This window comes from Pseudomonas fragariae (ex Marin et al. 2024) (genome assembly GCF_059621105.1).
This window is the reverse complement of record NZ_CM184369.1, coordinates 1,117,930-1,132,143: the sequence shown is the minus strand read 5'-3', so window position 1 is coordinate 1,132,143 and position 14,214 is coordinate 1,117,930. Positions and strand designations below refer to the sequence as shown.

The window sequence follows — 14,214 nt, the reverse complement described above, 5'->3', positions numbered from 1 at the left end:
TCGGTGATTTTTGGAGTTTCTGTAGTTTTATTCGCTATCCGTTGCTGTAAATCACTGTCGCGACGTCGGAAACGTGCCTATTATCAATTGATAGATTTAATAGCAATCACTCGATAGACAGGTGTGCCATGTCTCTGCCCATACGCGACTATCATCCAGCCCTGCCCCGGCAGGACGATTTCTGGCAACACCTGGGCATTCCCGCACGAGGCGCGCGGCTGTACTCGGCGCTGCATGACGGCTTGCCGTATGAAGTCTTCGAACGTCTGGCGCATTACACCGACCTGAACCGCTCGACCCTGGCCGAACATCTGGGCATCGCTCCGGCGACCTTGCAGCGACGTCTCAAGGTGCGCCGCTTCAATGCCGAGGAAAGCGATCGGCTGTTCCGCCTGGCAGCGGTGTACAAGGCGGCGCTGGATCTGTTCGAAAACGACGCCGAAGCGACTCGTCTGTGGCTGGCCAACCCGGTCTACGGGCTGGGTACTCGCAGGCCGCTGGAAATGCTCGCGACCTCGGCAGAGGCTCAGGCAGTGCTTGACCTGATCGGCCGCCTGGAACACGGGGTCGTGGCGTGATAGCGGTCTATCGACTGGTCAAGCGCAAATGGCTGACGCAGGCCTTCGACGGCGAAGGCGCCAAGCTCTATGGCGGACGCTGGAACAGCAAGGGCAACGCCTGCGTGTACTGCGCGGGCAGCGAGTCACTGGCCCTGCTGGAAGTGCTGGTGCACCTGAACAACGCGACTGTGGCTCAGCACTACACGATGCTTGAACTGCAGATTGCCGAGGAGCACGTCCTCAATGCACGCCCGGACACCCTGCCCCGCGACTGGCGCGAAGAGCCTGCACCACCGGCAACCGCCTCGTTCGGCGACGACTGGCTGTCCTCCGCTCAGAGCCTGGCACTGGCAGTGCCCAGCGTGATCATCCCGCGCGAGTCCAACTACCTGCTCAACGTCCAGCACCCGGAGTTCAGGGCGGTTGTGGCGACGGCCAAAGAGCTGGATTTTGTGGTTGATCCGCGTTTGGGGTGAACTGGCTGAACGGTTAGCTCGATTATGGGGGGCTCTTGCTGTCCCATGGGTTCAAAGCAACGTACGCCGCGACCAATGCATTCAGCACCAGAAGTAACGCCTTAACACTGCGATGGATTACAAAACCGGCAACACTACGTGCGGCCGCTGACCAGTCCTACACCAGCATGCGTTTCAATTGCGTGCCTGAAAGCCTGAACAAAAAAACAACTACCTATACCTATGTACCGCACTTCGTGCCTATTAATACTACCTAATATCAAGGAGATATTATTGGGCGATTTAAACCTTAAGGATAAGCACATGCCGCAAAACGTCATTACTCTTCCACCCACAATCGTAACACCTGGCCAGCCGTTGCCCAGGCCATTAGGCCCGCTGTCAGGAGCCGGAGTAATCGCCAGACCGCTGCGATGGGACGGCACTATTCCTGCAAACCATGAGCTGGATGCATTCTTCAGTAAAAGGGGTATAAGAAACGAGCAGTACACGATATCCATTATCGTGACGGCCTCTTCAACACAGCAAAACATCCATCAGTCTTACATAGACTTTTTGCCCCTCCTTCCGGCTGACGTTGACGCGGAAATTTCTGCCGGCGTAGGAGATTACCCCTTCTCTGAGTTAGAAAAGTCTACGATTGAAAAAAACGTGGTGGACAGCCTGATTTCACAGCGCGCTGCTGAGTTAGCCAAGAGTAACGAAGGCGCTCATGCTTTCTTTGGCAGGCATGTATTGGCGGTAGATATTAAAAAAAACGCTGTGGATTTTTTAAATATCTTTCAAACAAGAAGAGACTTGGGCTCTCCCCTTGACGTTTATAAAAGCTGGGAAGCCTCAGTTACAGCAGCCTACAGAGCAAAAATTCTTGAAGAGAAAATCAGGATTCTCACAGAGAGGTCTGTATCACTGAGCCATGCTATTGCTGCGGCGCAGGCCAGGGAGGACGCACGTATCGCGGCAGAAACCGAGTCGACGAGGCTTGCCGTTGAAGCTGCAGAGCACGCTCGACTTGCTGCCGAAACCGCTGAACAAGCCCGAGTTGCAGTGGAGGCTGAAGCCAAGCGAGTAGCGGATGAGCAGGCTCTTCTTGCTGCCGAAGCAGAAGCTCGCCGAGTAGCTGCCGAAGCGGCTGAACAAGCTCGTATGGAGGCAGAGACGCAGGCCCAGCGTGACGTTGACGAGCACGCGCGCGTGACGGCAGAAGCTCAAGCGCTAGAAGCGGGCAAGACGCTCAGGCTCCCGGAAGCGGGTACACCGCAGTTGGGTGCAGTTGCAGGAGTCATTTCCGTTACAGCAGGATCCGGTCTCTTTCTGGACGCTACCGTTCAAGCCGCTATCGAAATATTAACGGCTCTCGCAGGCACGGCTGTCAGCTCTACCACAGCCGTAGGCATCGGCACGTTGCTGTACTCCCCTTCGCTTGGCAATGGAGAGTTACCGGGAAGAATGCTGGACCTTCCGGCCAGAGTTCTGATGCCTGATCTGCCCGACGCCTTGAATGACGTGGCGGCAACGGGTGGAACGGTCGATATGCCCTATAGAATTTACGGCGATCAGTCGAAGTATTCAGTCGTGGCAACACAAGCCGAAGGCGGATTTTCTCCCAAGGTGCCTGTGAGGGCTCTGATACTGGACCCAGTGGCCAACGCCTACACCTTTACCACTTCGGACACCCCGCCCATCACCTTGACGTTTCCAATCGCAGCACCTGGAAACAGCTCAACGACGACGGTGGCGCAACCAGTCGAAACTCCGGCGTACGCTGGAATTACACTGGAACCTATCGAGGTGAAAGCCGAGCCTTTACCCGCCACCGGCCAGATGGACATTCGGGACGCCATTTACGTTTATCCGTTAAATTCGGGTTTGCCTCCGGTCTATGTGGTGTTCAACAGCCCCTATGAAGGGGCAACAACCAAAGGAGAGCATAGCGGTCGAATGTACGATCCTGAAAAAGCGGGCGGCCCCACCCAAAACCTTGACTGGACAACCGCCTCAGTCACTCAGGACGGCATTGATCTCGTTAAGCTGCACACAGGCCGATTCGGCTCATCAGATGCAAATACTATAATGATTGATCGTCTGGAAAAAATTTTGCGCGGCGAGTTAGCCGTGACGGATACTGATAAAAGATTTTACACCCACGAGCTCAGGGAATTAGAACGTTACAGGGCACTGGGGGTGGCTGATGGCGTGCAAGGTAACGTATGGAATAACGCTCATACGGCAGCCCTTGAGGATTATAGAATTAACGAAAATCGTGATTTTCTTTACACCGAAGCGGCTCAATCGGCTGGTGACAAACAAGATCATGCTGACGCATTGAGAGGCCAATGAAATGACCCACATCAGAGACATTATCATTAACGAAACCGTGGCAGATGTATTGGCAGTCCTGGCTCTAACTACGTCCCAACCACGGATAGACAGACTGTACACCACTTATAAATTTGAGGCGCTTCAGTCCGGTGAGCTTTGGGGAACTTACACCCGACTTTTCCGTGAGGGCATTCTGGCTTTAGATGCAAATGGTCGCACGTCTAAAGGACCCAGCTGGAAGGAGCCCGCTTTCATCGCCGAAAAAAAATATTCTTTTGAATAAAAGTTACACTATTTAAAGAACGCCCGGCTTCAGCCGGGCGTTCCTCCATCTGAGACTTGATAATCGTAACCCTGTCTCGAACAGGGTATGCCCGAGCTTTATTTTACAGGTACATCTAACTTGTCGACCCTCCCATAAATGGTCTGCAGATCCCACTCGGGAATTTCCCATATAAGCAGTTTGGGCGGCGTCTGGCGGAAGGCCGGGTTGTCAAAGTAAAGGTTGGCAACGTTGCCAAGAGCTCGCCGCAGTCCTTGGCAACGTTGCCAATCGGGGCGCCGAGTGCGCGCTGTAGAAAACCGACAAAACCCGAATTGCGCGAGAACGACGTGCCGATCAGCGCGACGTTGGGCAGCTTGCTGTCTCCGTCGATTCATTGGCAAGCTCGGTGATCTGCGTGGCGGCCACGCTTTACGGCGCAGGTTGTAATGACGACGGCAACCAGTCGAGTCCGCCGGGGCACTCGGCAATGCGTAACGTCTAAATCTGGAATTGACGCTGTGAAGTGGCCTGAATGCCGGCTTTTTCCACCTGCAAACCGATGGCTCTGGCGGCGCTGTTGGCAGCACTCTCGCCCCATTGCATTTCGCTATCTCAAGCGTATTTGGAAGGAAAACGGGTGCATGAAGAAGATAGCTACCTATCCATTGAGCAGGACGGTAGCTATCGAGGTGAAGGGATTTCAGTGACTGACAGCAGCCGGGGTGGCTGCAGGAGCTGTTTCTGCGGACTGAGGCAACGGCATGCCCTTGGGCCACAACAGCCAGATATTGCCTTTCTGCTTCATGTCGCCAGCCAGCTTGCCCGCCTCGTCGCCGGTCCCCCAGAACAGGTCGGCGCGTACTTCACCGGCAATCGCACCGCCCGTGTCCTGAGCAGCGACCGGACGCACCACGCTGCTGCCATCCGGCCGCGTCGTCGAGAGCCAGAGCAGACTGCCCAGCGGAATCACCTTGCGGTCGATGGCCACGCTATAGCCCGGGGTCAGCGGCACATTCAGCGAGCCGCGCGGGCCTTCATTACTGTCGGGGTTACGGGCGAAAAACACGTAGCTGGGATTGCTCGCCAGCAGCTCGTTGATCCGCTCCGGATGCGCCTTGGCCCAGGCCGCGATACTGCCCATGGTCACGTCTTCCTTCTTCAGCTGCCCCTGCTCTACCAGCCAGCGACCAATTGCGCGATACGGACGACCGTTCTGATCGGCATAGCCCAGACGCAGCTGCGAGCCATCTTCCAGACTCACGCGCCCCGAGCCCTGAATCTGCAGGAATTGCAGATCCATCGGGTCGGTCAGCCAGGCAATCACCGGCGCGTTCAAGCCCTGCGTGCTGATCGTTGCAGCGTCGTCGTAAGGCTTGAGCACCCGCCCCTCAAGCCGACCGCGCAGACGCTTGCCTTTTAGCTCGGGATAAATGCTGTCCAGATTGACCACGATCAGATCGTCCGGAATGCCATACACCGGCACATTGGCCGTGGCGGTCTGAGTCAGACTGCCCGGATAGACAGGCTCGTAATAACCGGTGATCAAACCATCGGCACTGCCCCCGTCGGCGCGCAGGCTGTAGACCTGCAACTGCTCCTGCAAAAAGGTGCGGATCTGCGCAACATCCGGTGCAGCCGCAAGACTCGCAGCCGCCGCACACGTCGGCCCCCACACCGCATCGGCCTTCAAACGGACACACGCACTGCGCCACGAGGCAAAACCGGCCTGCAAATCCGCGTCCGACACCGCCGGCAGCGCGTCCCAGCCAGCCTGGCTATACGTGGTGTGCGGCGGCGCAGACGGCGTCACCGGTTTGTCGGACTTGTCACACGCGGTCAGCAACGCAGCCAGAGGCAAAACCAGCGCCAGGCCCCGCAACCATGGCTTGAAAGAGAGCATCATCAGTAGCACCAATCCGTTTACAGCCTGCAGCAGGCTGGTGGGTGAAAGGTGTCATTGTGGCTGAAGCGGGCAGAGGGGCCTAGGGTTTGTCTGAAAAGTCAGCCAGGATGATGTGGAGACGCGGCGTAGGAGAAAGATGGAGTCGAGCAAGTCAGCGCTCATGAGTGGTACGCGTTGGGCCGGTGCTGCGTGGAATAGCTCAAACGGTTTATGGGCGCCCTTGGTTCGCACCGCTTTAAGTGTCAGGGACGAGCTGCACGGACCCGACTTCGGACCTCATAACAAACAGGCTGCATTCCGAGGCTCTTTTAAAAGATCTCAGTAGACTGCTGCCATGCTGAAAGCGTCTATGTATTCGCCATCTCGATAGGCGAATTTCCTGTGCGTGCCCTCTATGACAAAGCCATTCTTTTCATACAGCGCGATAGCGGCCTTGTTATCAACGAAAACAGTAAGCTCCAGGCGCTTTAAATTCATCCATCGACAGGCAGTGGCGGTGAGCTCGTTCAATAACAAGTCACCAATGCCCTGGCGATGATGACTGTCTGCAACCCCCATCCAGAAATCAGCTACGTGCTGCCTGCGCCCCTGAAAACGATAGAGCATGGCGCAGCCGACAACCACGCCATCGCGCTCGGCAACGAGGGACAGCCCAGAAGCACTTCGACTTTCGACAAGCTTTTTTATGTCGTTGATTGACTGGTACGGCATGCGAAGCGTCCACCAACGGAATACCGGTTGTTCAAACATATCAGCCAGCGAAGACCAGTCACTGTCTGCCATGGCACGGACGATCAAGCTCATGTCAGCCCCCTCACTAACGCTACCCTTTCGGCTAACCATCTGCTTACGGTCAAGGTTGGCCCGGATGCGGTTCCGGGTAGTCGCGATTGATGTCGATGGGTTTGGCGTACGGTCCATCCCAAAGCTGCTCGTGCAGTTGGCCGATGCGCCTGGCCATCGAGCTATCGTGCATCACCACTTCCAGATTGCGCGAGTTGTCGAGGTAGCCGCCCAGCCAGTTGCTGGTGCCTACCCAGGCCACCTGATCATCAATATCCATGGTCTTGCTGTGGATCACGCGTGCATAGGGGATAAAACCCTGATCGGCCATCGGCAGTGTGACGATGCGCACCTGCACGTTGGGCACCAGGGCCAGACTCTTGAGGTAGGCGACTTCGGGCATGCCGGTGTTCCAGTCGGACACCATGAGTTTTATCGACACACCGCGGGCGGCTGCGCTGCGCAGGGCATTATCGATGACCGCATAGTAAGGCCGGGTTTTGTCGGGCCCGTAGGACAGGGGCGCGTAGTCCAGCAACTGGACACGCACCTCGCTTTTGGCTTGCGCCAGCAAACGCGGCAGTTCGGTCTGGGAGTCGACGACCCCTGGCGGGTTATAGCGCTGCGGGCTGGCGATCAGGTAGTTGCCGTCAGGCAATGCGCTATTGATCGGGCGCGGCAACGGCACCGGTTTGCCCTCGGTAATGGCAGCCTGGGCAAGCCAGTCCTGATCGAATATGGCCTGCGTCTTGCCCACGACGGTCGGCTCGTCAATGCGCAGGCCGGTTTCGTGAATGTGCTCCAGTGAGCGCCAATCGAAGTTCTGACTGCCGATGAACGCCTGTCGGCCATCCACGATCAGGAATTTGGCGTGAATGATGCCGCTGCCCGTGAGTTTTGCGTAGGGCAGTACGCGCAAGGTGAGGTTGGGGATCGCGCGCAGTCGCTCAAGGGTCTGCGGGTCGGAAAGTTTCAGGCCTTTTTCTTCCAGCAGAAACCGGATTTTCACTCCGCGCTGCCCGGCTGCCGTCAGGCTTTCAAGCACCTTGTCCATGACCGAACCTGCGTGGTCTGCGACATAGAACTGTTCGATGTCGATACGCTCGCGAGCCCCGTCAAACAGCTCGCGCCAGACCTCGCCGGGTGCTCGCAGGTCAGGCGTCTGCAGGTCAGACCCGACCGGCACGGTATGTACCAGCTCGAAGCCCGGGATGGCGAAATCTGCCTGCGCGCACGAACTGCCCAGCAGTAACGCTGCGATCACGGCGCGGTAGCTCAGGGACAGTCGACGATATGAAGGGTAAAAGGGCATTGCGAGCCTCATCGCCAGACACAGACAAGATGGCGCATGCCAGAGCACGCGCCGCTATTTGGATCAGGCCGTGCGGTATTTCGGTTGAGCCGAAACAGCCGGATGCTCGGCCTCGTCATGCACACGTGCTCCGCTGGAAGCACGGATCAGCAGGATCTTGAGTTGGTCGTTGATGCGTTCCAGGCTGTCCTGAAAGTAGTTGTGAAAGACCACGCAGAACAAGGCAATGGCAATACCCAGCCCGGTCGCGAACAGCGCTGTACCGATACCGGCGGAAATCTGCCCGGGATCGGAGACCCCGGCACTGGCCAGGGCCTTGAAGGTGTCGATGATGCCCAGAATCGTCCCCAACAAGCCCAACAGTGGCGCAGCGGTAGTGATGGTTTCGATCAGCCAGAGGCTACGGGCCAGCGGTGCGCGCGTGCTCAGGTACTGGGTTTCGATGACGTCATCCAGATCCCTGCGCGAGCCCTGCGCATTTTTTTGCGCAAGCACCGGCAGGACCATTTCCAGTGGCAGGCTGGTCCGGCGTGTCAGCGTCTCCGGCAGATCCTTTTCACTGTGCACCGAAGCACCGAGTGCCGTTTGCAGCGCCCGCGACTGGCGACGCACGTAAGCGAAGTAGATGCCTCGTTCGATCGCGACAAAGATCGCTATCGCGATGGCGGCGTACATCACATAGAAGGTGATGTCGTGAAGCTGATTCATGTCCATGGCACGGACCTCTGGTCAATGAAATTAGAAATTGGCTTCAAGAGAAACGGTGACGGTACGCTCGACCCCGACGATGTAGGCCGGGTCGCCATCGCGGAAACCGCTGTAAGTGCCCGCGTTGGTTTTGGTGGTGTACACGCCGTCCAGGTATTCCTTGTCGAACAGGTTGTCGACGTTCAGACGCAAGGTGGCGTCCTTGACGATTTTCTTGTCCACCGGGAGGTAGATACCTGCGCCCAGATTGAAGATGGTGCGCCCCGGAATGCTTTCGTCGTTGGTCAGGTCGCCATACAGCTTGCTGGTGAGCTTGGCGCCAAAGGTCCCGTAATAACTGCCGTCGTCGTAGCCGATGTTGGCGGCCAGCATGTTCTTCGGCACGTTGGTAAACTGCTTGCCACTGGTCGGCAGTTCGATGGCGGTACCGTTATTGAAGACGGTCAGGTCATCTTTCTGTTTGGCGCGGGTGTAGGTGTACGAGGTGTAGTAATTGAAATGGTGCGGCAGCAGGCCACTCCATTCCAGTTCCAGACCGCTGTTGTCGACTGCACCGGCATTGATGTCGGCAAAGTCGCCATTAACGTCTTTTGATGACACCTGACGGTCCTTGAACTGCAGGTAAAACAGTGTGGCCGCCAGCGTCATGTCCTGTTCGGTGTAGCGCCAGCCCAGTTCGTGGTTCCAGCTGGTTTCCGGCTTGCTGTCGATGGAGCCGGTGCCCGGGTCATACAGAACGTAGTTCTGCGGCACGCGCATGTTGCGTGACAGGCTGTAGAACAACTGGTCGCGCTCATCCAGCTGGTATTTGAGGCCGAGGTTCGGCAACAGCTTGTTGTAGGTCTGGTCGCGCTTTTCCGGCCGCTCGGTCAGGCTGCCGTGGTTGGTGCCTTCACGTTCGACGTTCATGAAGGCCAGGCCGCCGACCAGCGTCCAGTCCGGGGCGAAATACCAGGTGTCCTGAGCCCAGACTTTTTGTGCAGGCGTCACGGTATAGCGGTCACGGCCCTGGATCTCGTTGCCGTTGGCATCGACCATGTAGTCCGAATCCGGCTGGATGCTTTCAGGCTTGCCATTGCTCTTCAGGCGGATGAACGGCTGAGTCTGCGACTGGCGCGCGCGTTCATACCAGTAGCCGACCTGTACGCTGTGCTCGTCGTTGACGTCCCAGTTCAACTTGGTGGTGATGCCCGGACGCCAGGTCTGCGTGCGCGACGGCCGGTAATACACGCCAGTGGTCGATGACCCGTCTGCGTTATAAGCCGCCGCCGTCGGCAGGTTGCTCAGGTCGAACACACCGTTCTGATTCGAGCCGCGATTGAGCGCATAGGAAGAACTGTTCACGCCGCTGCCGTTACCCCAGAAATAATACGGGATGACTGAAAGAGACAGATTGTCGGCCAGCTTGAATTGGGTATTGAGCACGCCGGTGAACGTCTGGAACGGGTTCTGCGCCAGCTCGTAGTAGCTGGACAATTTGCCGTTGCTGCCCAGTGCAGGCGTCGAAGGATAAGGGTCAAACTTGCGCCCGTTCTGCTGGAACTGACTCTTGGTGAGCTGGCTGTAACTGTTGTTGTCCTGCTCGTGGTACTTGAGGATCAGGTTGGCGGTATTGCCCGAGCCCATGTCGAAGAAGCTGTTCCACTCCACCTTGTCGGCACGCACCGCGCCATCGCCGCGCCATTTCTGACCTTCGGTGTGAGACATCGACAGCCAGTTGCTCAGCCCGTTGATTTCTCCGGTGTTGAGTCGCGCGAAGGTCTTGTAAGTGCCGTTGCTGCCCGCCACCTGCTTGACGAATGCGCCGGTTTCCTTGGTGGGCCGGATGGTGACGATACCGATGTTGCCGCCGCTGGAACCGATGTGCGGGCCGTCACTTTCGGCAGAGCCTTGAGTCACGAAAATCTGATCGATGTTTTCCGGGTCCCCCAGCAGGTTGGAGTACAGCGCGTAGTTGCCGGAGTCGTTGATCGGCATACCGTCCACCGACATGCCGACCTGATCGGAGTTGAGACCGCGCATGGTAAAGCGAAAGCCGGACAGACCCGTGGCGTCTTCGCTGGAGATGTTCAGGCCCGGTGTGTACTTGAGCTTGTCGATCGCGTTACCTGTTGCGGTCTGCTTGTCGAGCGCTTCTTTGGTGACAGTGGAGCGCGCCTTGATGCTCTCCTCCTGCACCATGTAGCCACCCCCAACCGTCGCCCTGCCTTGCACACCAATGGTGCCGACGTCACTGCCACTCGAGTCGGCCATAACCATGCCGTGACTCATGCCCGCGGCGACCAACGCAAGGTGAATTCTGGAAAACTTCATCACTTTGTTCCTTGTCAGTGCTATTGCACGCTGTAGTTGAAGGTGGCGGTGAAGCGCTGTTCGCTGCGTCCACCAAAGGCTTGCTCGGGAAACGGCTTGACCTGCTTGATGCGTCGCAGACTGTTGGCGGCTGCACGGTTGAGCAGCATGCTGGAGGCCTGGGTCTGAATGCCGGAGTCCAGCACTCGCCCCTGGCGGTCGACCAATAACCACACCACAACCTCGCCGCTCGGGCGCTCCAGTGAGGCCTGACGGCCAGTCGGGTATTGTTTGTAACCGTCCAGTTCACTGCGCAGCCCCTTGAGGTAGCCACCTTCCATACCCTGGGTGTCGACCTTCGGTGGTGCGGGTGGCGCAGGCGGTGACGGCGGCGCAACCGGGGCGCTGGCGATCGGCTTACTGGGTGCCTGAACCGGCTCGACGGGTTTTGCCACTGCCGGTTTGGGCAAGGGCTTAGGCCGGGGTTCTGGCTTGATCTCCGGCTTGGGTTTTGGCTTGGGAACGGGCTTGGGCGGCGGTGGAGGTGGCGCCGGTTCGGCTTCTTCGCTTTCGACTACAGGTGGCGGAGGTGGCGGCTCGTCAGGCTGTACCGCAGGCGCCTCGGGCTGCACGACGGGCTCGGGCGCAGGCGGCTCGGGCTCGATCAGCGCCAGCTCCACGGCCGACTCGTCGTAGACCGGCTCCATTTTCAGCGGACGGGTCTGCACACCGATCACGATTGCGATGAGCGCCACCAGCGCAGGCAGGCCGCCGAGCCACTGACGTACACGAAACAGAAAATACATGGTCAGGATTTGCGCGTGGCGATGGAGACTGACGTGAAGCCACCCAGACGCAGGGTGTCCATAATCTCGACCAGCCGGGCGACTTCCACGCCCTTGTCACTGTTAACGATGATCGTGGTTTTGCTGTCGGGTTTTTCCAGCGCCTTCAAGGCAGGCACCAGGGCGTCGACCGTGGTCGCCTTGCCGTCGAGCTGTAATTCGCCGTTGAGCCCCAGCGTCAGGATCGATTTGTTCTGCGGCTTGAGCTGCTGTGAACTGCTGGCACTCGGCAACTGGGTTTTCATCCCCAACGCTGGAATCACGTTCAGGCTTACCAATACGAAAAAGACCAGCAGGAACATCATCACGTCGATCATGGGGATCAGTTCGATGTGCGCCTTGCGCTTTTTAGGTTCGTCCCACGTTCTCATGCCAGCCTCTCGCTTTCTTGTTAGAGGCCGAGAATCTAGCAACCGAACATGACCGATCGGTTGGTTTTACAAGACCGATACATGACTGTTACATGGCTGTTACCTGTACATCTCATGACACTTAAATGATTCTTGAGGCCGTCACGGAAATGCCATAACAACGCGCCAGCGTTTGAGCATTCAACCCGACGGAAAATACGGATGAGTCACCCGCTGCCCACTATCAGAACCTCGCGTCTGCTGCTCGCTGCGTTACAGCCTGAACAAGCACTCACCTTGTCACACCTGGCCGACGAACCGACCATTGCGGCCATGACCTCTGCGCTGCCCAGCCCCTACACCCTTGAGCATGCGCGGGCATTCATCGCACAGACCCATGACCAGTACGCCGCCGGTCAGACGGTGAGCCTCGGGGTTCACCTTCAGGAAAGCGGAGCGTTGACCGGGATCGTCTCGCTACGCCTTTCGCTGTCGCATCGCAGCGGCCATCTGGGTTACTGGACAGGAATCCAATACCAAAATCAGGGTTATGCCTGCGAAGCGGCTAAAGGCTTGCTGAGGCATGGCTTCACGGACATGAACCTCAACCGCATCGCCGGCCAGTGCTTCAGCGACAACCCGGCCAGCGCCAGGGTCCTGGAGAAGTGCGGGTTATCGTATGAGGGCTGTACCAGAGAGGCATTTCTGAAAAACGGTGTGTTCAAGAACATGCTGCTGTTCGGACTGTTGCGCTCCGAATACGCATCATCGGAGGCCACGTCATGACCGATTTCAACCCGGACCGTCGACGCATCATCACCGGAGTGGCCGGTGCCACATTGCTGTCGATCCTCAGCCCGTTTGCGCGCAGCGCGGGGGTCGATTATCCGTTCACGCTCGGCGTGGCGTCTGGCGATCCATTGCCGGACGGCTTCGTGATATGGACACGCCTGGCCCCCAAGGTGATGACGCCCTCGGGTGATGGCGGGCTGAACAAACCCGTTGAGGTGCGCTGGAAGATCGCCAGCGATGCGGCCATGGTTCACGTAGTCCGCACAGGACAGGCCACCGCCCACCCGCGCCTTGCCCATTCGGTGCATGTCGAAGTAAGCGGCTTGCAGCCTGGGCGTCCTTATTGGTATCAGTTCGAGAGCCTGGGGGCGCAAAGCGCTGTCGGTCAGGCCTGCACTGCACCGCTGGCAAGCGCGATGGTCTCGGCGCGGTTTGGCTTCGTGTCGTGTTCACACTGGGAAGCCGGATACTTCAGCGCCTATCGACACCTGGCCGCGGAGCGCCCGGATCTGGTGTTCTTTCTTGGCGACTACATCTATGAGATGAACGTATCCTCGGAAAGCCCTCGGTTCCCGCGTCACCACGCGACACCTGACCCCATGGACCTGGCGGGCTATCGCAACCGATACGCGCAGTACAAGACCGACCCCGACCTGCAAGCGCTGCATGCCTGTGCGCCGAGCGTCGCCACCTGGGACGACCATGAAGTGCAAAATGACTACGCCGCCCAGTGGTCCCAGGACCCCGACGTGCCGGTGGACAGCTTTCTGCGCCGCAGGGCCGCCGCCTACCAGGCGTTTTACGAACACATGCCGTTGCGCGCCAGCAGCCTGCCCAAAGGACAGGAAATGCGTATCTACCGCAACCTCGACTATGGGCGTCTGGCACGTTTTCACGTGCTGGACGGTCGACAGTACCGCTCCGAGCAACCCTGCATCCAGGCCAACGGCAGCCGTCGAGGTCACGTCGCGCCCAGCGACTGCCCGGATCTGCGTGACCCGAAACGCACCATGCTCGGTTGGGAACAGGAAACCTGGCTGGACCGCAGCTTCGCCGAGTCTCCCGGACAGTGGAATGTCATTGCCCAGGATTTGCTGGTCGCGCCACTGGAACAGCGCGATCTCAAGACCCAGGCGCAGGGCCACTGGACCGACGGCTGGGACGGCTACATGACCACCCGCGAGCGCGTGCTGGCCTCCCTGCAACGCCACCAGACCCGCAACCCGGTGTTCTGGGGTGGCGATATCCATTCGTTCTGGACCACCGACCTGCACGCCGACGCCGGCAATCCGGATTCAGCCATCGTCGCCACCGAATTCGTCGGCACTTCGGTAACCTCCAGCGGGCCACCGTTCGACGCCTTCAACAGCATTCTCGGCCTCAACCCACACGTGAAGTTCTTCGACAGCCGTCAACGCGGCTAAGTGGCAGTCGACCTGAACGAACAGCACATGCAGACCCGCTTTCAAGTGGTGTCGGATGTGCTGGACCCTGCGGCGAGCTTGTCGACGCTGAAGCGTTTTGTGGTGGAGGCTGGCAAGGCGGGGGCTGTTGCGGTGTGACGCCTGAACATGAGTCAACATTGAAACGCCTAAAGCCCGCATTG

The 14,214-nt window shown here is 58.3% G+C and carries 11 protein-coding genes and 2 pseudogenes; 5 read left to right on the top strand and 8 right to left on the bottom strand.

Features of this window, described 5'->3' with window-relative positions; all coding sequences use genetic code 11:
• The first annotated feature begins 128 nt into the window (after window positions 1-128).
• From parS to AC54XV_RS05075, 3 genes are all read left to right on the top strand, one after another.
• Entirely contained in the window at window positions 129-578 is a 450-nt protein-coding gene (gene parS, locus AC54XV_RS05085; RefSeq protein WP_011266691.1) for a type II RES/Xre toxin-antitoxin system antitoxin, read from the top strand.
• On the top strand, window positions 575-1,036 hold the full coding sequence (locus AC54XV_RS05080) for an RES family NAD+ phosphorylase (protein ID WP_024660600.1): 462 nt from the start codon (window positions 575-577) through the stop codon (window positions 1,034-1,036). Before parS ends, AC54XV_RS05080 begins: the two co-directional genes overlap by 4 nt.
• 303 nt (window positions 1,037-1,339) lie before the next feature.
• Window positions 1,340-3,376 carry an S-type pyocin domain-containing protein gene (locus tag AC54XV_RS05075; protein WP_496718069.1) on the top strand — a complete coding sequence of 679 codons (2,037 nt, stop codon included), beginning with the start codon at window positions 1,340-1,342 and terminating at the stop codon, window positions 3,374-3,376.
• 363 nt (window positions 3,377-3,739) lie between these two features.
• On the opposite strand, the pseudogene AC54XV_RS05070 reads toward AC54XV_RS05075, so the two are convergent.
• The 8 genes and pseudogenes from AC54XV_RS05070 to AC54XV_RS05035 all read right to left on the bottom strand — a co-directional run.
• Window positions 3,740-4,232: pseudogene (locus tag AC54XV_RS05070) on the bottom strand (alginate O-acetyltransferase AlgX-related protein); the annotation flags it as partial.
• Between the two features lie 91 nt (window positions 4,233-4,323).
• Entirely contained in the window at window positions 4,324-5,526 is a 1,203-nt protein-coding gene (gene mltA, locus AC54XV_RS05065; RefSeq protein ID WP_060409472.1) for a murein transglycosylase A, read from the bottom strand.
• 318 nt (window positions 5,527-5,844) lie between these two features.
• The gene (locus AC54XV_RS05060) at window positions 5,845-6,330 is read right to left on the bottom strand and encodes a GNAT family N-acetyltransferase (RefSeq protein ID WP_024641693.1); all 486 of its coding nucleotides are present in this window, start codon (window positions 6,328-6,330) and stop codon (window positions 5,845-5,847) included.
• A gap of 49 nt (window positions 6,331-6,379) precedes the next feature.
• Window positions 6,380-7,621 carry a phospholipase D-like domain-containing protein gene (locus tag AC54XV_RS05055; protein ID WP_024660596.1) on the bottom strand — a complete coding sequence of 414 codons (1,242 nt, stop codon included), beginning with the start codon at window positions 7,619-7,621 and terminating at the stop codon, window positions 6,380-6,382.
• Between the two features lie 63 nt (window positions 7,622-7,684).
• Window positions 7,685-8,335 (bottom strand): MotA/TolQ/ExbB proton channel family protein, encoded by a 651-nt coding sequence (locus AC54XV_RS05050; RefSeq protein ID WP_003404753.1) that lies wholly within the window; start codon window positions 8,333-8,335, stop codon window positions 7,685-7,687.
• Window positions 8,336-8,359: 24 nt separating this feature from the next.
• Entirely contained in the window at window positions 8,360-10,642 is a 2,283-nt protein-coding gene (locus AC54XV_RS05045; protein ID WP_003404752.1) for a TonB-dependent receptor, read from the bottom strand.
• A 20-nt stretch (window positions 10,643-10,662) separates the two neighbouring features.
• Entirely contained in the window at window positions 10,663-11,427 is a 765-nt protein-coding gene (locus AC54XV_RS05040; protein WP_032656645.1) for an energy transducer TonB family protein, read from the bottom strand.
• Between the two features lie 2 nt (window positions 11,428-11,429).
• Complete coding sequence (locus AC54XV_RS05035) at window positions 11,430-11,837, bottom strand: ExbD/TolR family protein (RefSeq protein ID WP_003345964.1); 408 nt, start codon at window positions 11,835-11,837, stop codon at window positions 11,430-11,432.
• Window positions 11,838-12,038: 201 nt separating this feature from the next.
• On the opposite strand from AC54XV_RS05035, the gene AC54XV_RS05030 reads away from it, so the two are divergent.
• Together AC54XV_RS05030 and AC54XV_RS05025 are read left to right on the top strand one after the other, a co-directional pair.
• Window positions 12,039-12,602, top strand: coding sequence for a GNAT family N-acetyltransferase (locus AC54XV_RS05030; RefSeq protein WP_024660594.1), 564 nt, complete (start codon window positions 12,039-12,041; stop codon window positions 12,600-12,602).
• A pseudogene (locus tag AC54XV_RS05025) lies at window positions 12,599-14,170 on the top strand (alkaline phosphatase D family protein). Before AC54XV_RS05030 ends, AC54XV_RS05025 begins: the two are co-directional and overlap by 4 nt.
• Window positions 14,171-14,214 lie beyond the last annotated feature (44 nt).

Excerpts from the sequence above, each read along its gene's own strand:
- parS (WP_011266691.1), top strand. The coding sequence starts at position 129 with ATGTCTCTGCCCATACGCGACTATCATCCAGCCCTGCCCCGGCAGGAC.
- AC54XV_RS05055 (WP_024660596.1), bottom strand. The coding sequence starts at position 7,621 with ATGCCCTTTTACCCTTCATATCGTCGACTGTCCCTGAGCTACCGCGCC.
- AC54XV_RS05060 (WP_024641693.1), bottom strand. The coding sequence starts at position 6,330 with ATGAGCTTGATCGTCCGTGCCATGGCAGACAGTGACTGGTCTTCGCTG.
- mltA (WP_060409472.1), bottom strand. The coding sequence starts at position 5,526 with ATGATGCTCTCTTTCAAGCCATGGTTGCGGGGCCTGGCGCTGGTTTTG.
- AC54XV_RS05075 (WP_496718069.1), top strand. The coding sequence starts at position 1,340 with ATGCCGCAAAACGTCATTACTCTTCCACCCACAATCGTAACACCTGGC.
- AC54XV_RS05035 (WP_003345964.1), bottom strand. The coding sequence starts at position 11,837 with ATGAGAACGTGGGACGAACCTAAAAAGCGCAAGGCGCACATCGAACTG.
- AC54XV_RS05045 (WP_003404752.1), bottom strand. The coding sequence starts at position 10,642 with ATGAAGTTTTCCAGAATTCACCTTGCGTTGGTCGCCGCGGGCATGAGT.
- AC54XV_RS05030 (WP_024660594.1), top strand. The coding sequence starts at position 12,039 with ATGAGTCACCCGCTGCCCACTATCAGAACCTCGCGTCTGCTGCTCGCT.
- AC54XV_RS05040 (WP_032656645.1), bottom strand. The coding sequence starts at position 11,427 with ATGTATTTTCTGTTTCGTGTACGTCAGTGGCTCGGCGGCCTGCCTGCG.
- AC54XV_RS05050 (WP_003404753.1), bottom strand. The coding sequence starts at position 8,335 with ATGGACATGAATCAGCTTCACGACATCACCTTCTATGTGATGTACGCC.